This is a genomic window from Amycolatopsis sp. La24 (genome assembly GCF_029087445.1).
GTDB classification, from domain to species: domain Bacteria; phylum Actinomycetota; class Actinomycetes; order Mycobacteriales; family Pseudonocardiaceae; genus Amycolatopsis; species Amycolatopsis nivea.
The window spans coordinates 1-16,412 of sequence record NZ_JARACH010000107.1 but is presented as its reverse complement, the minus strand read 5'-3'; the positions used below and the strand labels follow the sequence as shown (position 1 = coordinate 16,412).

The window sequence follows — 16,412 nt, the reverse complement described above, 5'->3', positions numbered from 1 at the left end:
AGCCCAAAACACGGCGCGGGGGTGCTTGTCAAGGCATCTTTCCCGCCTTGACAAGCACCCCCGCGCCGTAGTCACACTCAAAAATCGGGGTGCCCCGTCTCACCACTCACGGCGCAATGTCGCCGCCAGGCGACGAGCCGCCTCAGGAAAACGCAGCCACATTACCCTTCGCCCACTCAGCAAAAGAAACCCCCGACCGCCCGAGCAATTCCTCAACCACCCCAGTAGGCACCTGAGGCTCCCGATCAGTAACCGCGAAATTCTCCAGCAACCACGAAGCAACCCCCTCCGGATACCCAGCCCCCACCCACTCGGCAACCTGCTCCTCCGGAGTCAACTCCACAAACGGCAGCGTCTTCCCCAACGCACCCCCGATAGCCGCAGCCATCGCCTCAAGAGAAATCCCCTCCGGCCCACTCAACTCATAAGTCCGCCCCACATGCCCCTCGGTACTCAACACATGGGCAGACACCGCAGCAATATCCCCCAAATCAATAGGCGCCTGAGTAGCCCGAGGATAAACCGACCGAACCTCCCCACGCTCCCGAATCGAAGACGCCCACCCCAGAGAATTCATCATGAACGCCCCAGGCCGCAAAAACGTCCACGCAAACCCGCCAGCCCGAACCGCATCCTCAACCGCGGCAAACCCATGCCCGCTGGAAGCCGGATGCGTATCCCCCACGCTGGCCCCGGACAACGCGACCACCCGCCGAACCCCAGCCCCCGAAGCCAGCTCGCAAAACCGCGAAACAGTCCGCGCATAAGGCGCCAGATAAACCGCCTCTACCCCCTCCAACGCAGCAGGCAACGTCGACGGCTTGGCCAGCGACCCGACCACCACCTCAACCCCGCCAGGCAACGCCGCCCGCTCCGGATCCACCGTCAACGCCCGCACCGGCACCCCGCGAGCCACCAGCTCGTCGACCACCAGCCGCCCGACGTTGCCCGTCGCACCCGTCACCAGAACCGTCATGCCCCCACCTTCTCGTATGGCGTACGAACTCAACAAGCGTACGCCATACGAGAAGTCCGCGCCACGAAAATCTCGCGCATGGCAATGCCAATGAGGACGACGCCTGCCTCGCCGCACACCCGCGCCCGCCCGCACGAGTTGCTCCCGCCGCGCGCAGGCGGCTACGTCACCAAATCCCAGGCCTCGTGCGTGTTCATGCCGGTGAGAACCCGGCACTCACGAGGTGATAGTCGGCAACTCCGGCGCCGAAACGTCGTAGATCTTCCCCTGCTGCGTCAGCAGCGCGGCCAGCACCTTCGCCTTGCGGTCGGTGTTCTCCGCATTCCCCCACCGCACCGTCTTGCCGGTGGACAGCGTGAACTCGACACTCGCCGGCGTCTGCGCGGTGACCGTCTTCGTCTGCTTCAGCAGCTGCTCCGGCAGGACCCCGAGCACCGCAGTCACCGCGCGGGTGACCGGGTCGTCCACCGACACCTTCGGCAGCTTCAGCTCGGGCAATCCGACCGGCCGGGTCTTCACCGTCTTGAACACGACCCCGCCGCCGTCGACGAGGTGCACCCCGTCGCCGCCGGGTCCGCTGTCGAAGAACGCGATCGCGGTCCGTTCGGTCACCGCGATCTCCAGCGTCGTCGGCCACGACCGGGACACGTCGACCGTCGCGATGCCCGGCATCTGCGCCACCCGGTCGCGGATCCCGTCGACGTCCGCGCGCAGCATCGGCTGCCCGGGCGGCACCGCGGCGGTCGCGCGGATCTGGTCCGCCGACACGGTTTTCGCGCCCTGCACCTCGATCGTCTTCACCGCGAGCAGCGAGCTGAAGAACAGCAGGTACCCCAGCGCGACCAGGGTGACCACGGTCAGCAGCGCGACCCAGCGACGGCGGATCTCCTTGCCGCGCGAGGGCCGGGACTTCCGCGCGGAAGCCCGCGTCGAGCGGCCGGAACGCGCGGAGGTGCGGGCGCGGGTGCGCTGGCGTTCCTCCTCGGTCCGGCGCCCGCGGCGTTCCCGGGCCAGGGCGGCACGCTGCTCCTCGCCCGCACGAGGCGCGGGCGAGCGACGGCGCTGCCGGGTCCCGGTCATGCTCCCGAGGCCCTCCGGTCCAGCTCGGCCAGGATCTCCGGGCCGAGCTGCGTCACGTCGCCCGCGCCCATGGTGATCGCGAGGTCGCCCGGCCGGACGAGGTCCGCGACCAGGCCGGCGGCCACGTCGAAGGCGGGCTGGTAGTGCACCGGCACGGTCACCCGGTCGGCGATCAGCGCACCGGTCACGCCCGGCACCGGCTCCTCGCGCGCGCCGAAGACGTCGAGCACCACGACCTCGTCGGCCAGCGACAGCGCTTCGGCGAACTCGGCGGCGAAAGTCTGCGTGCGCGAGTACAGGTGCGGCTGGAACACCACGACGACCCGTCCGCTGCCCGCCGCCGTGCGCACCGCGCGCAGCTGCGCGGCCACCTCGGTCGGGTGGTGCGCGTAGTCGTCGTACACCCGGACGTCGCCCGCGCGGCCCTTGAACTCGAACCGGCGGCGCACCCCGCCGAACGCGGCGAGCCCGGCGGCCATGCCGTCCAGCGGCGCGCCGAGTTCGAGCCCGGCGAGCAGCGCGGCGACCGCGTTGAGCGCCATGTGCTCGCCCGGCACCGCGACCCGCAGGTCGTGTTCTTCGCTGTCCAGCGCGATCCGCACGACGCCGCCGTCCGGCGCGGGCGTGTAGTCGAGCACGCGCACGTCGCCGTCGCCGGAAGCGGCACGGCCGTAGCGGCGCACCCGGACGCCGGCCGCGACGGCCTCGTCGCCCAGCCGGGCCGCACCCTCGTCGTCCGCGCACACGATCAGCAGCCCGCCCGGCTCGATCTGGCCGACGAAGTCGCTGAACACCTTCACGTACGCCTCGGCGGTGCCGTGGTGGTCGAGGTGATCGGGCTCGACGTTCGTCACCACCGCCACCGACGGCGTGTAGGTGAGGAAGGAACCGTCGCTCTCGTCGGCTTCCGCGACGAACACGCCGCCCTCGCCGTGGTGCGCGTTGGCCCCGGATTCGTTGAGGTCGCCGCCGATCGCGAACGACGGGTCCATCCGGCAGTTCTGCAGCGCCACGGTGAGCATCGACGTGGTCGACGTCTTGCCGTGCGTTCCCGCGATGCACGCGACGCGGTGCCCGGCCATCAGCCCGGCCAGCGCCTGCGCGCGGTGCAGCACCGGGATGCCCTGCTCGCGGGCCGCGGCGAGTTCCGGGTTGGTCTCCTTGATCGCGGTGGACACCACGACGGCCGACGGCGGTTCGGCCAGCTCGCCGAGGTTTTCCGCGGTCTGGCCGACGAACAGCGCCGCGCCCTGCGCGCGCAGGGAAAGCAGCGCGCGCGATTCCTTGGCGTCCGACCCGGACACGGCCGCGCCGCGGGCGAGCAGGATCCGCGCGATGCCGGACATCCCGGCCCCGCCGATCCCGATCAGGTGCGCCCGGCGCAGCTGCGCGGGCAGTTCGGGCGTGTCAGGCACCGGCAGCCTCCAAAACGATGCGGGCGAGGGTTTCGTCGGCCTCGCGGTGGCCTAGCCCGACCGCGGCCGCGCTCATCGCGGCGACCCGGTCGGCGTCGGTCACCAGCGGGATCACCAGTTCGGCGACCTTCTCCGCGGTGAGGTCGGCGTCGGCGACCATCAGCGCGGCGCCGGCGTCGACCGCGGGCTGGGCGTTGACCGCCTGTTCGCCGTTGCCGTGCGGCAGCGGGACGAACACCGCGGGCAGCCCGACCGCGGACACCTCGGCCGCGGTCATCGCGCCGGACCGGCACACCACCGCGTCCGCCGCGGCGTAGGCCAGGTCCATCCGCTCCAGGTACGGCACCGGCACGTACGGCGGGCGGCCGGGAAACTCTTGCACCACAAGGGAATTCTTCGGGCCGTGCGCGTGCAGCACGCCGACGCCCGCCTCGGCGAAGTCCTTCGCCGCACCGGAAACCGCCGAGTTGATCGACGCCGCGCCCTGCGAACCGCCGAACACCAGCAGCGTCGGCGCGTCCGGGTCCAGCTCGAAGAACTCGCGGGCCTCGGCGCGCAGCGCGGCGCGGTCCAGCGACGTGATCGAGCGGCGCAGCGGAATGCCGACCACCTCGGCCTTCGGCAGCGGCGTGCCCGGCACCGCGACGGCGACGCGCGACGCGAACCGAGCGCCGACCTTGTTGGCCAGCCCGGCCGACTTGTTCGCCTCGTGCACCACGATCGGCGTGCGGCCGCGCGCGGCGAGGTACGCCGGCAGCGCGACGTAGCCGCCGAAGCCGACCACGACGTCCGCGTGCACCCGGTCGAGCACCTCGCGGGTGCGGCGGACCGAATCGCGCACCTTCAGCGGCAGCCGGAGCAGCTCCGGCGTCGGCTTGCGCGGCATCGGCACCGGCGGGATCAGCTCCAGCGGGTACCCGCGCGCGGGCACGAGCTTGTTCTCCAGTCCGCGTTCCGTGCCGAGGGCGATCACCTCGGCGTCCGGGCGCAGCCGCTTCACGGCGTCCGCCAGCGCGAGCGCGGGCTCGATGTGCCCGGCGGTGCCCCCGCCCGCGACCACGACGACCGGCGCCCGGCCCGCTGCCGACCGCTGCGTTCCCTTGACGGGCTTGCTCACCGATGACCTCTCCGGTTCGCGGTGCTCCGGGCACCGCGGTTCGCTGTAGTCCGCCGCGCCGACCGGCGGCGTTCCTGTGCCGGTGCGGGCCGGGCCGCACGCGGCGCCGGCCGGGCCGCCCTCGTCCCGGTCCCTGCTCCGCGCGTTCCCTTGCGGGTGGACGGCGGGCGGTACGGATCGGGCGCGGGCAGCCGCAGCAGGCGTCCGAATTTACCCGGCCCGTGCGAGCGCAGTGCGGCCACCGCCTCGGGTTCGTGCCGCGCGGCGTTGGCCAGCACGCCCATGATGAGCATGGTGATCACGAGCGACGTGCCGCCGTAGGAGATCAGCGGCAGCGTGACGCCGGTGACCGGCAGCAGCCCGACCACGTAGCCGATGTTGATGGCCGCCTGCGCGACGAGGAACACCGTCAGGGTGCCCGCGACGATCCGGATCCACGGGTCGATGTTGCGGGTGGCGATGCGCAGGCCGACGACGGCGACGCCGGCGAACAGCGCCAGCACGACCGCGCAGCCCACGAAGCCCAGTTCCTCGCCGATCAGCGCGAAGATGAAGTCGTTCTGCACGTTCGGCAGGTAGCCCCAGTTCGACGCGCCCTGCCCGAGACCCTTGCCGAACAGCCCGCCGTCGGCGAGCGCCAGCTTGGCCTGGTTCGCCTGGAACCCCTCGGCCGAGGTGTCCGCGTCCGGCGACAGGAACGACATCACCCGCGCGAGCCGGTAGGGCGCGATGATCGCCAGCACCAGCACGCCGCTCAGGCCGCCGGCCAGGATCACCCCGAAGAGCCGTTTCGGCGCGCCGGCGAACCACAGCAGGCCCAGCAGCACCACCGCGAGGGTGATCGTGCCGCCGAGGTCGGGCTGCAGCATCACCAGCGCGAACATCAGCAGCGCCACCGGGACGACCGGGACCAGCAGATGCCGCCACTGGTGCAGCACGTTGTACTTGATCACCAGGATGTGCGCGCCCCAGAAGGCCAGCGCCACCTTCGCCGCCTCGACCGGCTGGAAGGTGAACACGCCGAGCTTGAACCAGCCCTGCGAGCCGTTCACCGTCGACCCGAGCGGCGTCAGCACCAGCAGCAGCAGGCCGAGGCAGGCGACCGTCATCGTCGCCGACATCCGGCGGACCCGCTCGAGCCGGACCCGCAGGCCCACCCAGAACACGATCCCGCCGATCGCGACGAACATCAGGTGCCGGAAGAACAGCGCGTACACGCCGCTGCCGGTCTTCGGGTTGTAGGAGGCCACCGACGACGCGGACAGCACCATCACCGCGCCGATCACGGTGAGGATGCCGGTCAGCGCGAGGACCAGGTGGAACGACGCCAGCGGCCGCGACAGCCAGGCGGTCAGCGCGGTCCGGAGCGCGACGAACGGGCTTTCCTTGCGGACGCGCCGCGGCCGGGGCTTGTCTCCGTCAACGACCGTCATCCGCCGCCCCCGCCGCGCCGTCGTCCAGAGCACGCACCACGGCTTCGAACGCGTCGCCGCGCGCTCCGTAGCCGGAGAACATGTCCAGCGAGGCGGCGGCGGGCGCGAGGAGCACCACGTCACCAGGACGAGCCAGGGCGCTGGCCGCATTCACCGCCGCAGTCATGGGCTCATCGTCACCCGGAAGGAGGCGGTTGACCGGGACATCCGGCGCGTGTCGCGCGAGAGCGGCCTCGATCACGGGTGAATCGACGCCCAGCAGCACGGCGGCGCGCAGCCGTCCGCCGACCGCGGCGACCAGCTCGTCCACCGACGCGCCCTTGAGCTGCCCGCCGGCGATCCAGACCACGCTTTCGTGCGCGAGCAGCGAGCCGAGCGCGGCGTGCGGGTTGGTGGCCTTCGAGTCGTTGACGTAGCGGACGCCCCCGACCTCGGCGACCTCCACCGCGCGGTGCGGCGCGGGCTCGTAGGCGCGCAGCCCCGCGCGCACCGCCTCCGGAGTCACGCCGTGCGCGCGGGCGAGCGCGGCCGCGGCGAGCGCGTTCGCGAGGTTGTGCGGCCCGGCCGGGCGGACGTCGGCGATCTCGGCCAGTTCCTCCGCGCTCGTCTCCGGGTCGGCCCCGAAAGCGCGGTCCACCAACAAGTCTTCGACCAGGCCCAGTTCGCCGGCGCGCGGGGTGTCGAGCACGAACCCGATCCGCCGGGCGCCGTCCGGCGCGTGCTCCTCGGCGATCCGCGCGGACCACGGGTCGTCCACGTTGTGCACGACGGCGCGCGAACGCTCGTGCGCGCGGCCCTTCGCGGCGGCGTACTCCTCCATCGAGCCGTGCCAGTCGAGGTGGTCCTCGGCGAGGTTCAGCACCACCGACGCGTCCGGCGCGATCGTGGACGACCAGTGCAGCTGGAAGCTCGACAGCTCGACGGCCAGCACCTGATGCCCGCCGCGGACCGCGTCCAGCACCGGATAGCCGACGTTGCCGCAGGCCACCGCGTCCGCGCCGGCCGCGCGCAGGATCGACTCCAGCATCCCGACCGTGGTCGTCTTGCCGTTCGTGCCGGTGATGACCAGCCACGCGGGCGGATGCTCGCGCAGCTGCCCGATCCGCCAGGCCAGCTCGACGTCGCCGATCACCTCGACGCCCGCCTCGGCCGCCGCGACCAGCAGCGGGGACGTCGGCCGCCAGCCGGGGCTGGTCACCACGAGCGCGGTGTCCGCGGGCGGTTCGGTGAGGCCGGGCACCAGCTCGGCGTCCAGGTCCTCCAGTTCGGCGAGCCGCTCGGCGTTGCCGTCGGTGACCGTGACCCGCGCGCCCAGTTCGCGCAGCACGGGGACGACCGATTTCCCGGTGACGCCCGCGCCCGCGACGAGAACGTGTTTGCCCTCAAGCTGCAAGGCTCAGCCTCCGAAGTTGAGCTGCTCGCTGTAGAACAGCCCGAGCCCGAACATGCAGCAGATCGCCGAGAGCAGCCAGAACCGGATGATCACCGTGGTTTCCGCCCACCCGGCGAGCTCGAAGTGGTGGTGGAAGGGCGCCATCCGGAACAGCCGCCGCCGCGTCGTGCGGAAGACCGCGATCTGCGTGACCACCGAGATCATCTCGACCATGAACAGGCCGCCGATGACGATGGCGAGCAGTTCGGTGCGGGTGGTCATGGACAGCCCGGCGACCAGGCCGCCGAGGGCGAGCGACCCGGTGTCGCCCATGAAGATCTTCGCCGGCGCCGCGTTCCACCACAGGAACCCGATGCAGGCCCCGGTGGCGGCGGCCGCGACGACCGCGAGGTCGAGCGGGTCCCGCACGTCGTAGCAGGCCGGGAGCGGCTGGGTCGAGCAGGAGAGCCGGGCCTGCCAGAACGAGATGACCACGTACGTCGCGAGCACCATCGCCGCCGCGCCGCCCGCCAGGCCGTCGAGGCCGTCGGTGAAGTTCACCGCGTTCGACCAGCCGGAGATGACGATGTAGCAGAAGATCACGAACACGACCGACGGGAACGTGATGAGCGCCAGGTCGCGCACGTAGGACAGGCTCTGCGACGCCGGGGTAAGCCCCTGCGCGTCCTTGAACTGCAGCGACAGCACCGCGAACAGGATGGTGACCACGAGCTGGCCGACCAGCTTCGCGGTCTTGTTCAGCCCGAGGTTGCGCTGCTTGCGGATCTTGATGAAGTCGTCGAGGAAGCCGACCACGCCGAGCCCGACCGCGAGCATCAGCACGAGCAGGCCGGACGCCGAGGGCGCGGCCGAGCGCGAGTTGCCGATCCAGGTGATCAGGTGCGCGACGAAGTAGCCGACGACCATCGCGATGATGATCGCGACGCCGCCCATGGTCGGCGTGCCGCGCTTCGACTTGTGCCCCTGCGGGCCTTCCTCGCGGATCTCCTGGCCGAAGCCCTGCCGCGAGAAGACCCGGATGAGGTAAGGCGTGAGCAGGATCGAGACCAGCAGACCCGCCGCGGCCGCGATCATGATGTTGATCACGCGTGACCACCGTTCGAGCGTTCAGAGTTCAAGGGAGAGGAGTCGGTGTTTGTTTCCGGTTCGGCCAGCAGCGCCTCGGCCACCCGCCACAGACCGGCGGCCTTGGACGCCTTGACCAGCACCACGTCCCCGGGACGGAGCTGATCATGCAGCACGGCGACGGCGGCCTCGACATCGGGTACCAGCACCGACTCCTCGCCCCAGGAACCCTCCTGGAACGCGCCCTGGTGCATGGCGGCCGCGTCCTGGCCGACCACGACGAGCTTCTCGATGTTGAGCCGGACCACGAGCCGCCCGATCGAGTCGTGCGCGGTCACCGAGTCCTCGCCCAGCTCGCCCATCACGCCGAGCACCGCCCACGCGCGGCGGCCGGAGCGGCTCATCGAGGCGAGCGCCTTCAGGCCGGCCCGGACCGATTCCGGGTTGGCGTTGTACGAGTCGTTGAGGATCGTGACGCCGTCCGCGCGGGTGGTGACGTCCATCCGGCGCTCCGAGCGCCGCTGCAGCGACGACAGCCGCTGCGCGATCTCCTCGGTGGTCGCGCCGAGCTCGCGGGCGATGGCGGCGGCCGACAGCGCGTTGCCGACGTGGTGCTCGCCGTGCAGCGGCAGCGTCACCTGGGCCTCGCCCTCGGGCGTGATCAGCCGGAAGGACGGGCGGGCCTCGTCGTCGACGGTGATGTCGGCGGCCCGGACCTGCGCCCCGGCCGACTCCCCCACGCCCACGACGCGGGCCTTCGTGCGGCTCGCCATGGCCGAGACGAGCGGGTCGTCCAGGTTCAGCACCGCCAGGCCGTCTTCCGGCAGCGCCTCGACCAGCTCGCCCTTGGCCTTCGCGATGCCCTCGCGCGAGCCGAACTCGCCGACGTGCGCGCTGCCGACGTTGAGCACCGCGCCGATCCGCGGCGGCGTCGTCTCGGCAGCCGCGGCGATGTGCCCGACCCCGCGCGCGGACATCTCCAGCACGAGGAACCTGGTCGACGCGTCGGCGCGCAGCGCGGTCCACGGGTGGCCGAGTTCGCTGTTGAACGACCCGGGCGGCGCGACCGTCGGGCCCATCGGCTCGATCAGCTGCGCGATGACGTCCTTGGTCGAGGTCTTGCCGGACGAGCCGGTGACGCCGATGACGGTCAGCCCGCCGGCCGCCAGCCGGTCGACGACGTGCCGGGCCAGCTTGGCCAGCGCGGCCAGCACGGCGGCGCCGGAGCCGTCTTTGTCGCCGGTCAGCGCGACCGACCCGGCGTTGCCCTGTCCCGGCGGCAGCGGCGGCACGACGATCGCGGGCGCGTCGACCTCGCGCGCGGCCAGCACGCCGGCCGCGCCGGCCTGGACCGCCTTCGCGGCGAAATCGTGCCCGTCGACGCGTTCGCCGGGCAGGGCGAGGAACAGCCCGCCGGGGCCGAGCTCGCGGGTGTCGAATTCGACGCTGCCGGTCACGACAGCGGATCCGTCGGTGCGGTGCAGCCTGCCGCCGACGACGTCGGCGATCTCGGCCAGGCTCAGCTCGATCACGCGGTCACCTCGAGACGCTTGCGGATGGCGGCCTCCAGTTCGTCCCGGTCGGAGAACGGGTGCACCACACCCTGGATCTCCTGGCCGGTCTCGTGGCCCTTGCCTGCGATCAGGACGATGTCCCCCGGCCGGGCGAGCGACACCGCGGACGCGATCGCCTCGCGCCGGTCGCCGATCTCCACGACCTCGCCGCCGGCCGCGGGCCCGACCGCGCGGGCGCCGGCCATCATCGCGGCGCGGATCGCGGCCGGGTCCTCCGATCGCGGGTTGTCGTCGGTGACGATCAGCAGATCGCTGCGGCGCACCGCGGCCTCGCCCATCATCGGGCGCTTCGCGGTGTCGCGGTCGCCGCCGCAGCCGAGCACGGTGATGATCCGGCCGTCGGTGCGGGCGCGCAGGGCGTCGAGGCCCTGCGCCACGGCCGCCGGTTTGTGCGCGTAGTCGACCACCGCGGTGAACTCCTGGCCGAGGTACACCCGCTCCATCCGGCCGGGCACCTCCACCGCGGCGAGCCCGGCGACGATGTCGTCGGCGTCGATGCCCGCGCTGTCCAGGATCGCCGCGGCGAGCACCGCGTTGGCGACGTTGAACGTGCCCGGCAGCGGGATCTTCGCCGCGCGGCCGATCCCGTCCGGCCCGAGCAGCGTGAAGGTCTGCTCCCCCGCCGGGGTCGCCGCGATGTCGGCGGCCCGCCACAGGGCGTCGGCGCCGGCCTCGATCGAGACGGTCACCGTCTGCGGCGTGAGCAGCGCCTGTCCCCACGCGCTGTCGACCACGACGACCTCGGTGGTCGAGCGGCCGTCGAACAGCAGGGACTTGGCGGCGAAGTACTCCTCCATGTCCTTGTGGAAATCGAGGTGGTCCTGCGAGAGGTTGGTGAACGCGCCCACCGCGAACCGGGTGCCGTTGACCCGGCCGAGCGCCAGCGCGTGGCTGGACACCTCCATCGGCACGTGCGTGACGCCGCGCTCCAGCATCACCGCGAGCAGCGCCTGCAGGTCCGGGGCCTCCGGCGTGGTGAACCCGCTGGCGAGGCGCTCGCCCGCGATCCGGGTCTCGACCGTGCCGATCAGGCCGGTGGTGCGCCCGGCGGCGCGCAGGCCCGAGTCGACCAGGTAGGAGGTGGTGGTCTTGCCGGAGGTGCCGGTGACGCCGAGCACGGACAGGCTCAGCGACGGCTCGCCGTAGATCCACGCGGCGATCTCGCCGAGCGCGGCGCGCGGGTCCGGGTGCACGAGGACCGGCACCGGCGCGTCGCGCAGCGCGGGCCGGTCGGCTCCGCTCGGGTCGGTCAGGACGGCCGCGGCTCCGGCGGCGAGGGCCTGCTCGCTGAAGTCGGCGCCGTGCGCGCGGGCTCCGGGGAGGCCGGCGAACAGGTCACCGGGGAGCACATGCTGCGCACGCAGCGTGGTGCCGGTGACGGTGAGGTCGGCGGCCTCGGGACGGTCGGCGATCAGCCGGGCTCCCGCACGGGCGAGCAGAGTGGCCAGCGGGACCGGGTCGATCCGGGCCGGGCGGGGCGGGGCGGCGGCCGCCTTGGCCGGGCTGTCCGGCAGCGACGCGGCAGCGGGCCCGCTTCGGGGCTGGGACGAGGACACGGACACGCCGGAGAGGTTACCGAGGCCGGATCCGGGTGACCCAACGCGGTACGGCGAACGCGCGCCCCCGCCCCGGGTGTGGTAGGCGGGGCGGTCAAGATCGTTGCGGCGCAACCCTTTCCCCGGCGCCGCACCGGCCCGTGTGGACGATCGGCACGCGTTCCGGCCCGGATTCGCCGCTTCGCCGCTATGTCGGCCGCAGTGAACGCACCCGACGCGCCGTGCGGTGCACACCAGCCGCGGCCGCCCGGCTCCCCGCGGAAATGCGTGAAGGGCTCCCTGCGGGAATGAGATTCCCTCAAGGAGCCCTTCACGGACAACCGAAGCGGCCGGGGCGGTCAGCCGACGACGAGCGGCACCACCGGCGACGGGCCGTCGGACAGCGGAATCTGGTACCGCTGCGACAGGTACGACGCGATCGAGTGGAACAGCGGGCCCGCGGAATGCCCGGCGGGCGTGCTGTCCGGCGCGTCGAGCCGGATGCCGACGACGAACCGCGGGTGGTCGGCGGGCAGGATCCCGGCGAAGGTGATGTTCGCCAGGCTCGAGCTGTACGCCTTGGTGCGCGGGTCGATCTGCTGGCCGGTGCCGGTCTTGCCGGAGATCTGGTAGCCCTCCAGCCCGGCCGAGGGCGCGGTGCCCGCGTTCGGGCTCTTCGCGTTCTGCACCACCGCGCGCAGCATGTCCCGCACCGTTTTCGCGGTCTCCGGGCTCACCACGCGCTCGGTCTTCGGCGGCGCTTCCGGCGTGACCGTGCCGTCCGGGTTCTTCTTCGCCTTCACGATCCGCGGCTCGACGCGCAGGCCGTCGTTCGCGATCGCCTGGTACATCCCGGCCATCTGCACGACGGTCATCGAAAGGCCCTGCCCGATCGGCAGGTTGCCGAACGTGGACGCCGACCAGTCCTTGCGCGGCGGCACGTACCCGGAGCTCTCGCCGGGAAGGCCGATGCCGGTCTTCTGCCCGATGCCGAACTTCTTCAGCAGCGCGAGATACCGGTCCGGGCCGACCTGCTGCGCGAGCTCCAGCGTGCCGACGTTGGAGGATTTCGCGAACACGCCGGTGGTGGTGAAGGTCTGCGTGCCGTGCACCCACGCGTCGTGGACGGTCCGGTCGGCGACCTTGATCGAGCCCGGCACCTCCAGCGTCGAGGTGGGCGTGGCGATCTTGTCGTCGATCGCGGCGGTCGCGGTGACCACCTTGTTCACCGAACCGGGCTCGTACGGCGTGGTGACCGGGCGGTTGTTGAGCAGGTCGTCCTTGATCGTGGACGGGTCGTTCGGGTTGAACGTGCTCGCGTCGGCCAGCGCGTACACCTCGGACGTCTTCGCGTCCATGATGACCGCCTGGCCGCCCTTGGCCCCGGCCTTCGCGACGTAGTCGCTCAGCTGGCGCTGCAGTTCGAACTGCAGGTCGGAATCTATGGTCAGCTCGAGATCGGAGCCCGGGACGGCGGCGGTGAGCACGTGCTCGGTGCCCGGCAGGTACAGGTTGTCGTTGCCGTTCTGGGTGTTCACGATCTCGCGGCCGGGCGTGCCCGCCAGGTCCGCGTCGCGCGATTTCTCCAGCCCGATCACGCCGTGCAGGTTGTGCTTCGACACGTCGGGGTCGTCCATCCGCCAGTTCGCCAGGCCGACGATGTTCGACGCGAGGCTGTCGCCCGGGTACTCGCGCTTGGCGCGCTTCTCCACGCTGATCCACGCGTACTTCTTGACGATCTGGTCGGCCACCGAGGGCTCGACGTTGTCGACGAGGTAGGTGAAGGACTGCTGTTTGTGCAGCAGTGCCAGCTGTTCGGCCTCAGTGGTCAGGTGCGGGAGCTTCTGCGCGATCAGCTTCGCCGCGCCGGTCACCTCGGTTTCGAAGGTGCGGCCTTTGTCCGGGTACTTCTTCGCGTACTCGTCCATCGTCTTGTGCAGCGCGCGCAGGTTCACCGACAGCGTGCGGGTTTCCACGCTGAACGCCAGTTTCGCCCCGTTGCGGTCCACAATGGACCCGCGCTGCGCCGGGATGTCGATGGTGAGCGTGCGCTGCCGTTCGGCCGCCGCGGACAGCGCGGGGGCCTCGAACCACTGCACCTGCACCAGTTTCGCGCCCGCCACCACCATCAGCACGACGAGCATGATGCGCACCGCGGAAAACCGGCTGCGCTGTCCGCCGTTGCCCCGTTTCGCGACCGCGCGGCGGGTGCCCGCGGCGTAGGTCCGCCGCGCGCTGCCCGCCGCCCGGGAACGGCTGTTGCCGCCTGCCGCCATCACTGGCCTCCCCCGGCGAGGCCCGGCGTGGTGCCCGGCAGGTCGCCTTCGATGCCGCCTTCCGCGGGCGGGGCGACGGGGGTCGACGGCGGCGCGGCCGCGTCGTCCTGCGGCGCCTCGGCCTTCTTCGGTTCGCCGACGACGGTCGTCTTGCCGTCCTTGCCGACGACGATGCGCGCCGGGTCGCCGCCGGGCACCATGCCCAACTGCTTGGCCGCGGGCGCGAGAGACGCCGGGGACTGGGCCTTCGCGACCTCGCGCTCCAGCCGGTCCTTCGTCTCCATCAGCGAAGCGCTGTCCGTGCGCAGCTTTTCGAGCCGGTACGAATCGGCGATCGCCTGCGTGGTGAACCACAGCGTCGCGGCGACCCCGACCGCCAGCAGCCCCATCATCACGAGCACGAACGACGCGCGCGAACGCGGCCAGCGCAGCTGGAACCGCGTGCGCACGGTCTTGGTCTCGACCCGTTCCGGTTCCGCGACCGGCTTTTTCGGCGCACGCTGGCGCAGCAGGTCGGCCCGCTGCGCCCGCCGGGCGTACGCGCGCTCGGCCGCCGTCGTGCGCCGCCGCGCCGGAGCGTCGGTCTCGGCGACGGTGTTCCGCGGTGCCCGCTCCGCAGCGGTCGACGACGAGCGGCGGGACTTCGTAGGTGCGGTCATCGCGGCTCTCCGATCCGTTGTGCTGCACGCAGCCGTACCGAGGCGGCCCGCGGGTTGTGCTCGATCTCGCGCTCGCCGGCCTTCTCCGCTCCCCGCGTGAGGAGCTTCAGTTCCGGCCCGTGCCCGGGCAGTTCGACCGGAAGCCCTTCCGGCGTCCGGGATTTCGCCAGTTCCGCGAGCGCCTGCTTGACCAGCCGGTCCTCGAGGGACTGATAGGACTCGACGACGATCCGGCCGTCCATCGCCAGCGTGCGCAGCGCCGCGGGCATCGCCCGGCGCAGGACTTCCAGCTCGCCGTTGACCTCGATCCGCAGCGCCTGGAACGTGCGCTTCGCCGGATGCCCGCCGGTGCGCCTGCTCGCCGCGGGCACCGCGGAGTAGAGCAGTTCGACCAGCCTTGCGCTGCGGGTGAACGGTTCCTTCTCCCGTTCCGCCACCACGGCGCGGACGATCCGCTGCGCGAACCGTTCCTCGCCGTAGTCGCGCAGGATCCGGATCAGCTCGCCGGGCGCGTAGGTGTTGAGCACGTCGGCCGCGGTGAACCCGGTGGTCGGGTCCATCCGCATGTCGAGCGGCGCGTCCTGCGAATAGGCGAACCCGCGTTCGGTGCGGTCGAGCTGCATCGACGAGACGCCGAGGTCGAACAGGATTCCGTCCACTTGGGACAGTCCGAGTCCGGACACCGCTTCGGGCAGTCCGTCGTAGACGGTGTGGACCAGGTCGACGCGGTCGCCGTGCCGCGCGAGCCGCTCCGCGGAGCGCTCGAGCGCGGCCGGATCGCGGTCGAGACCGATCAGCCGGAGCCGGGGGAACGCGGCGAGCAGCGCGTCGGAATGGCCGCCGAGGCCGACGGTCGCGTCGACGAGAACGGCGTCGCGATCCGCCAGCGCGGGGGCGAACAGCTCGACGATGCGGTCCAGCAGCACCGGAACGTGCTCGGCTTCGTCCGCCATGTCTTCCCCCTTTCTGCCGCGAGTGTTTCCGGGGAAGATGCGGCGGATGCCGTCAGGTCCCTGCCCGCCCGCTTGCTGACCTGGCACCGGGGAAGGTGCGCCAGGGTCAAAGAGCGGACAGAGGCCTCACGGCATCCGCGTCGAACGGCGTACCCGCGTCCCCCGACGACGCAGGTCCGCCCGGGGCGCCTCCTAGAAGACGCCCGGCAGAACTTCCTCCCGAGCCTGTGCGTAGCTGTCCTCGTGTTCGTCCAGGTAGCCCTGCCACGCCTGGGCGTCCCAGATCTCGAGCCGGGTGATCGCGCCGATCACCACGCACTCCTTGTTGAGCCCCGCATACCGGCGCAGCTCCGGCGCGATGGCGACGCGCCCTTGCCCGTCCGGACGTTGCTCGTCCGTCCCGGCGAACAGGTAGCGCTGGTAGGCCCGCACCGCCTCGTTGGTGAACGGGGCTTCGGCGACCTTCCTGGCCATCTGCTCGAACTCGGCTCGGGGGAAGACGAAGAGACAGTGGTCCTGCCCCTTGGTGACCATCAGCCCGCCTGCCAAGGCTTCGCGGAACTTCGCGGGCAGCGTGAGCCGCCCTTTGTCGTCCAGCTTCGGGGTGTGGGTGCCGAGGAACACCGGCCTCCACCTCCCTACCGGATCCGGTTGGCTCCCCACCCGGTCCCGGCTCGGGGGCTCCCTTCCGCCCCACTGGCCACCACCGTACCCCACTTTTCACCACAGTCAACGAGTCTTGCGCGCGTGCCACTCCGTCGGGTGGCGCGTTTGCGCAGGTCACGGAGGTGGGTCCAGGTGGGGGCGCGGTGGGGGGACCGTGGCGAAGATCCCCCGCACCGGGGTCTCCCGCAACCTCGGAAGGTCTGAAACGTCCGCGTTTCGGCAGCGTGGGGACCCGTGGTGGGGACGGGTGGGGGAACCGGTGGGGGCTGG

At 71.8% G+C, this 16,412-nt stretch carries 13 protein-coding genes; all 13 read right to left on the bottom strand.

Annotated features, from left to right (window positions below):
• Positions 1-142 precede the first annotated feature (142 nt).
• Entirely contained in the window at positions 143-976 is an 834-nt protein-coding gene (locus PUT80_RS45030; RefSeq protein ID WP_275295792.1) for an NAD(P)H-binding protein, read from the bottom strand.
• A 216-nt stretch (positions 977-1,192) separates the two neighbouring features.
• On the bottom strand, positions 1,193-2,056 hold the full coding sequence (locus PUT80_RS45025; protein WP_275295791.1) for an FtsQ-type POTRA domain-containing protein: 864 nt from the start codon (positions 2,054-2,056) through the stop codon (positions 1,193-1,195).
• Positions 2,053-3,471, bottom strand: a complete 1,419-nt coding sequence (gene murC / locus PUT80_RS45020; RefSeq protein ID WP_275295790.1) for a UDP-N-acetylmuramate--L-alanine ligase — start codon at positions 3,469-3,471, stop codon at positions 2,053-2,055. Before murC ends, PUT80_RS45025 begins: the two co-directional genes overlap by 4 nt.
• Positions 3,464-4,588, bottom strand: a complete 1,125-nt coding sequence (gene murG, locus PUT80_RS45015; protein WP_275295789.1) for an undecaprenyldiphospho-muramoylpentapeptide beta-N-acetylglucosaminyltransferase — start codon at positions 4,586-4,588, stop codon at positions 3,464-3,466. Before murG ends, murC begins: the two co-directional genes overlap by 8 nt.
• Positions 4,585-6,021 carry a putative lipid II flippase FtsW gene (ftsW, locus tag PUT80_RS45010; RefSeq protein WP_037812789.1) on the bottom strand — a complete coding sequence of 479 codons (1,437 nt, stop codon included), beginning with the start codon at positions 6,019-6,021 and terminating at the stop codon, positions 4,585-4,587. The genes murG and ftsW overlap by 4 nt, the downstream gene beginning before the upstream one ends.
• Entirely contained in the window at positions 6,008-7,414 is a 1,407-nt protein-coding gene (gene murD / locus PUT80_RS45005) for a UDP-N-acetylmuramoyl-L-alanine--D-glutamate ligase (RefSeq protein ID WP_275295788.1), read from the bottom strand. Before murD ends, ftsW begins: the two co-directional genes overlap by 14 nt.
• A 3-nt stretch (positions 7,415-7,417) precedes the next feature.
• The gene (mraY, locus tag PUT80_RS45000) at positions 7,418-8,500 is read right to left on the bottom strand and encodes a phospho-N-acetylmuramoyl-pentapeptide-transferase (protein ID WP_037812444.1); all 1,083 of its coding nucleotides are present in this window, start codon (positions 8,498-8,500) and stop codon (positions 7,418-7,420) included.
• Positions 8,497-10,011, bottom strand: a complete 1,515-nt coding sequence (murF, locus tag PUT80_RS44995) for a UDP-N-acetylmuramoyl-tripeptide--D-alanyl-D-alanine ligase (RefSeq protein ID WP_275295787.1) — start codon at positions 10,009-10,011, stop codon at positions 8,497-8,499. The genes mraY and murF overlap by 4 nt, the downstream gene beginning before the upstream one ends.
• Positions 10,008-11,567 (bottom strand): UDP-N-acetylmuramoyl-L-alanyl-D-glutamate--2,6-diaminopimelate ligase, encoded by a 1,560-nt coding sequence (locus tag PUT80_RS44990; RefSeq protein ID WP_037812791.1) that lies wholly within the window; start codon positions 11,565-11,567, stop codon positions 10,008-10,010. The genes murF and PUT80_RS44990 overlap by 4 nt, the downstream gene beginning before the upstream one ends.
• Before the next feature lie 380 nt (positions 11,568-11,947).
• Positions 11,948-13,864, bottom strand: a complete 1,917-nt coding sequence (locus PUT80_RS44985; protein ID WP_037812448.1) for a penicillin-binding protein 2 — start codon at positions 13,862-13,864, stop codon at positions 11,948-11,950.
• Positions 13,864-14,523, bottom strand: coding sequence for a hypothetical protein (locus tag PUT80_RS44980; RefSeq protein WP_037812449.1), 660 nt, complete (start codon positions 14,521-14,523; stop codon positions 13,864-13,866). Before PUT80_RS44980 ends, PUT80_RS44985 begins: the two co-directional genes overlap by 1 nt.
• Entirely contained in the window at positions 14,520-15,476 is a 957-nt protein-coding gene (gene rsmH / locus PUT80_RS44975; protein WP_037812451.1) for a 16S rRNA (cytosine(1402)-N(4))-methyltransferase RsmH, read from the bottom strand. Before rsmH ends, PUT80_RS44980 begins: the two co-directional genes overlap by 4 nt.
• 192 nt (positions 15,477-15,668) lie before the next feature.
• The gene (gene mraZ, locus PUT80_RS44970) at positions 15,669-16,100 is read right to left on the bottom strand and encodes a division/cell wall cluster transcriptional repressor MraZ (RefSeq protein WP_009080393.1); all 432 of its coding nucleotides are present in this window, start codon (positions 16,098-16,100) and stop codon (positions 15,669-15,671) included.
• Positions 16,101-16,412 lie beyond the last annotated feature (312 nt).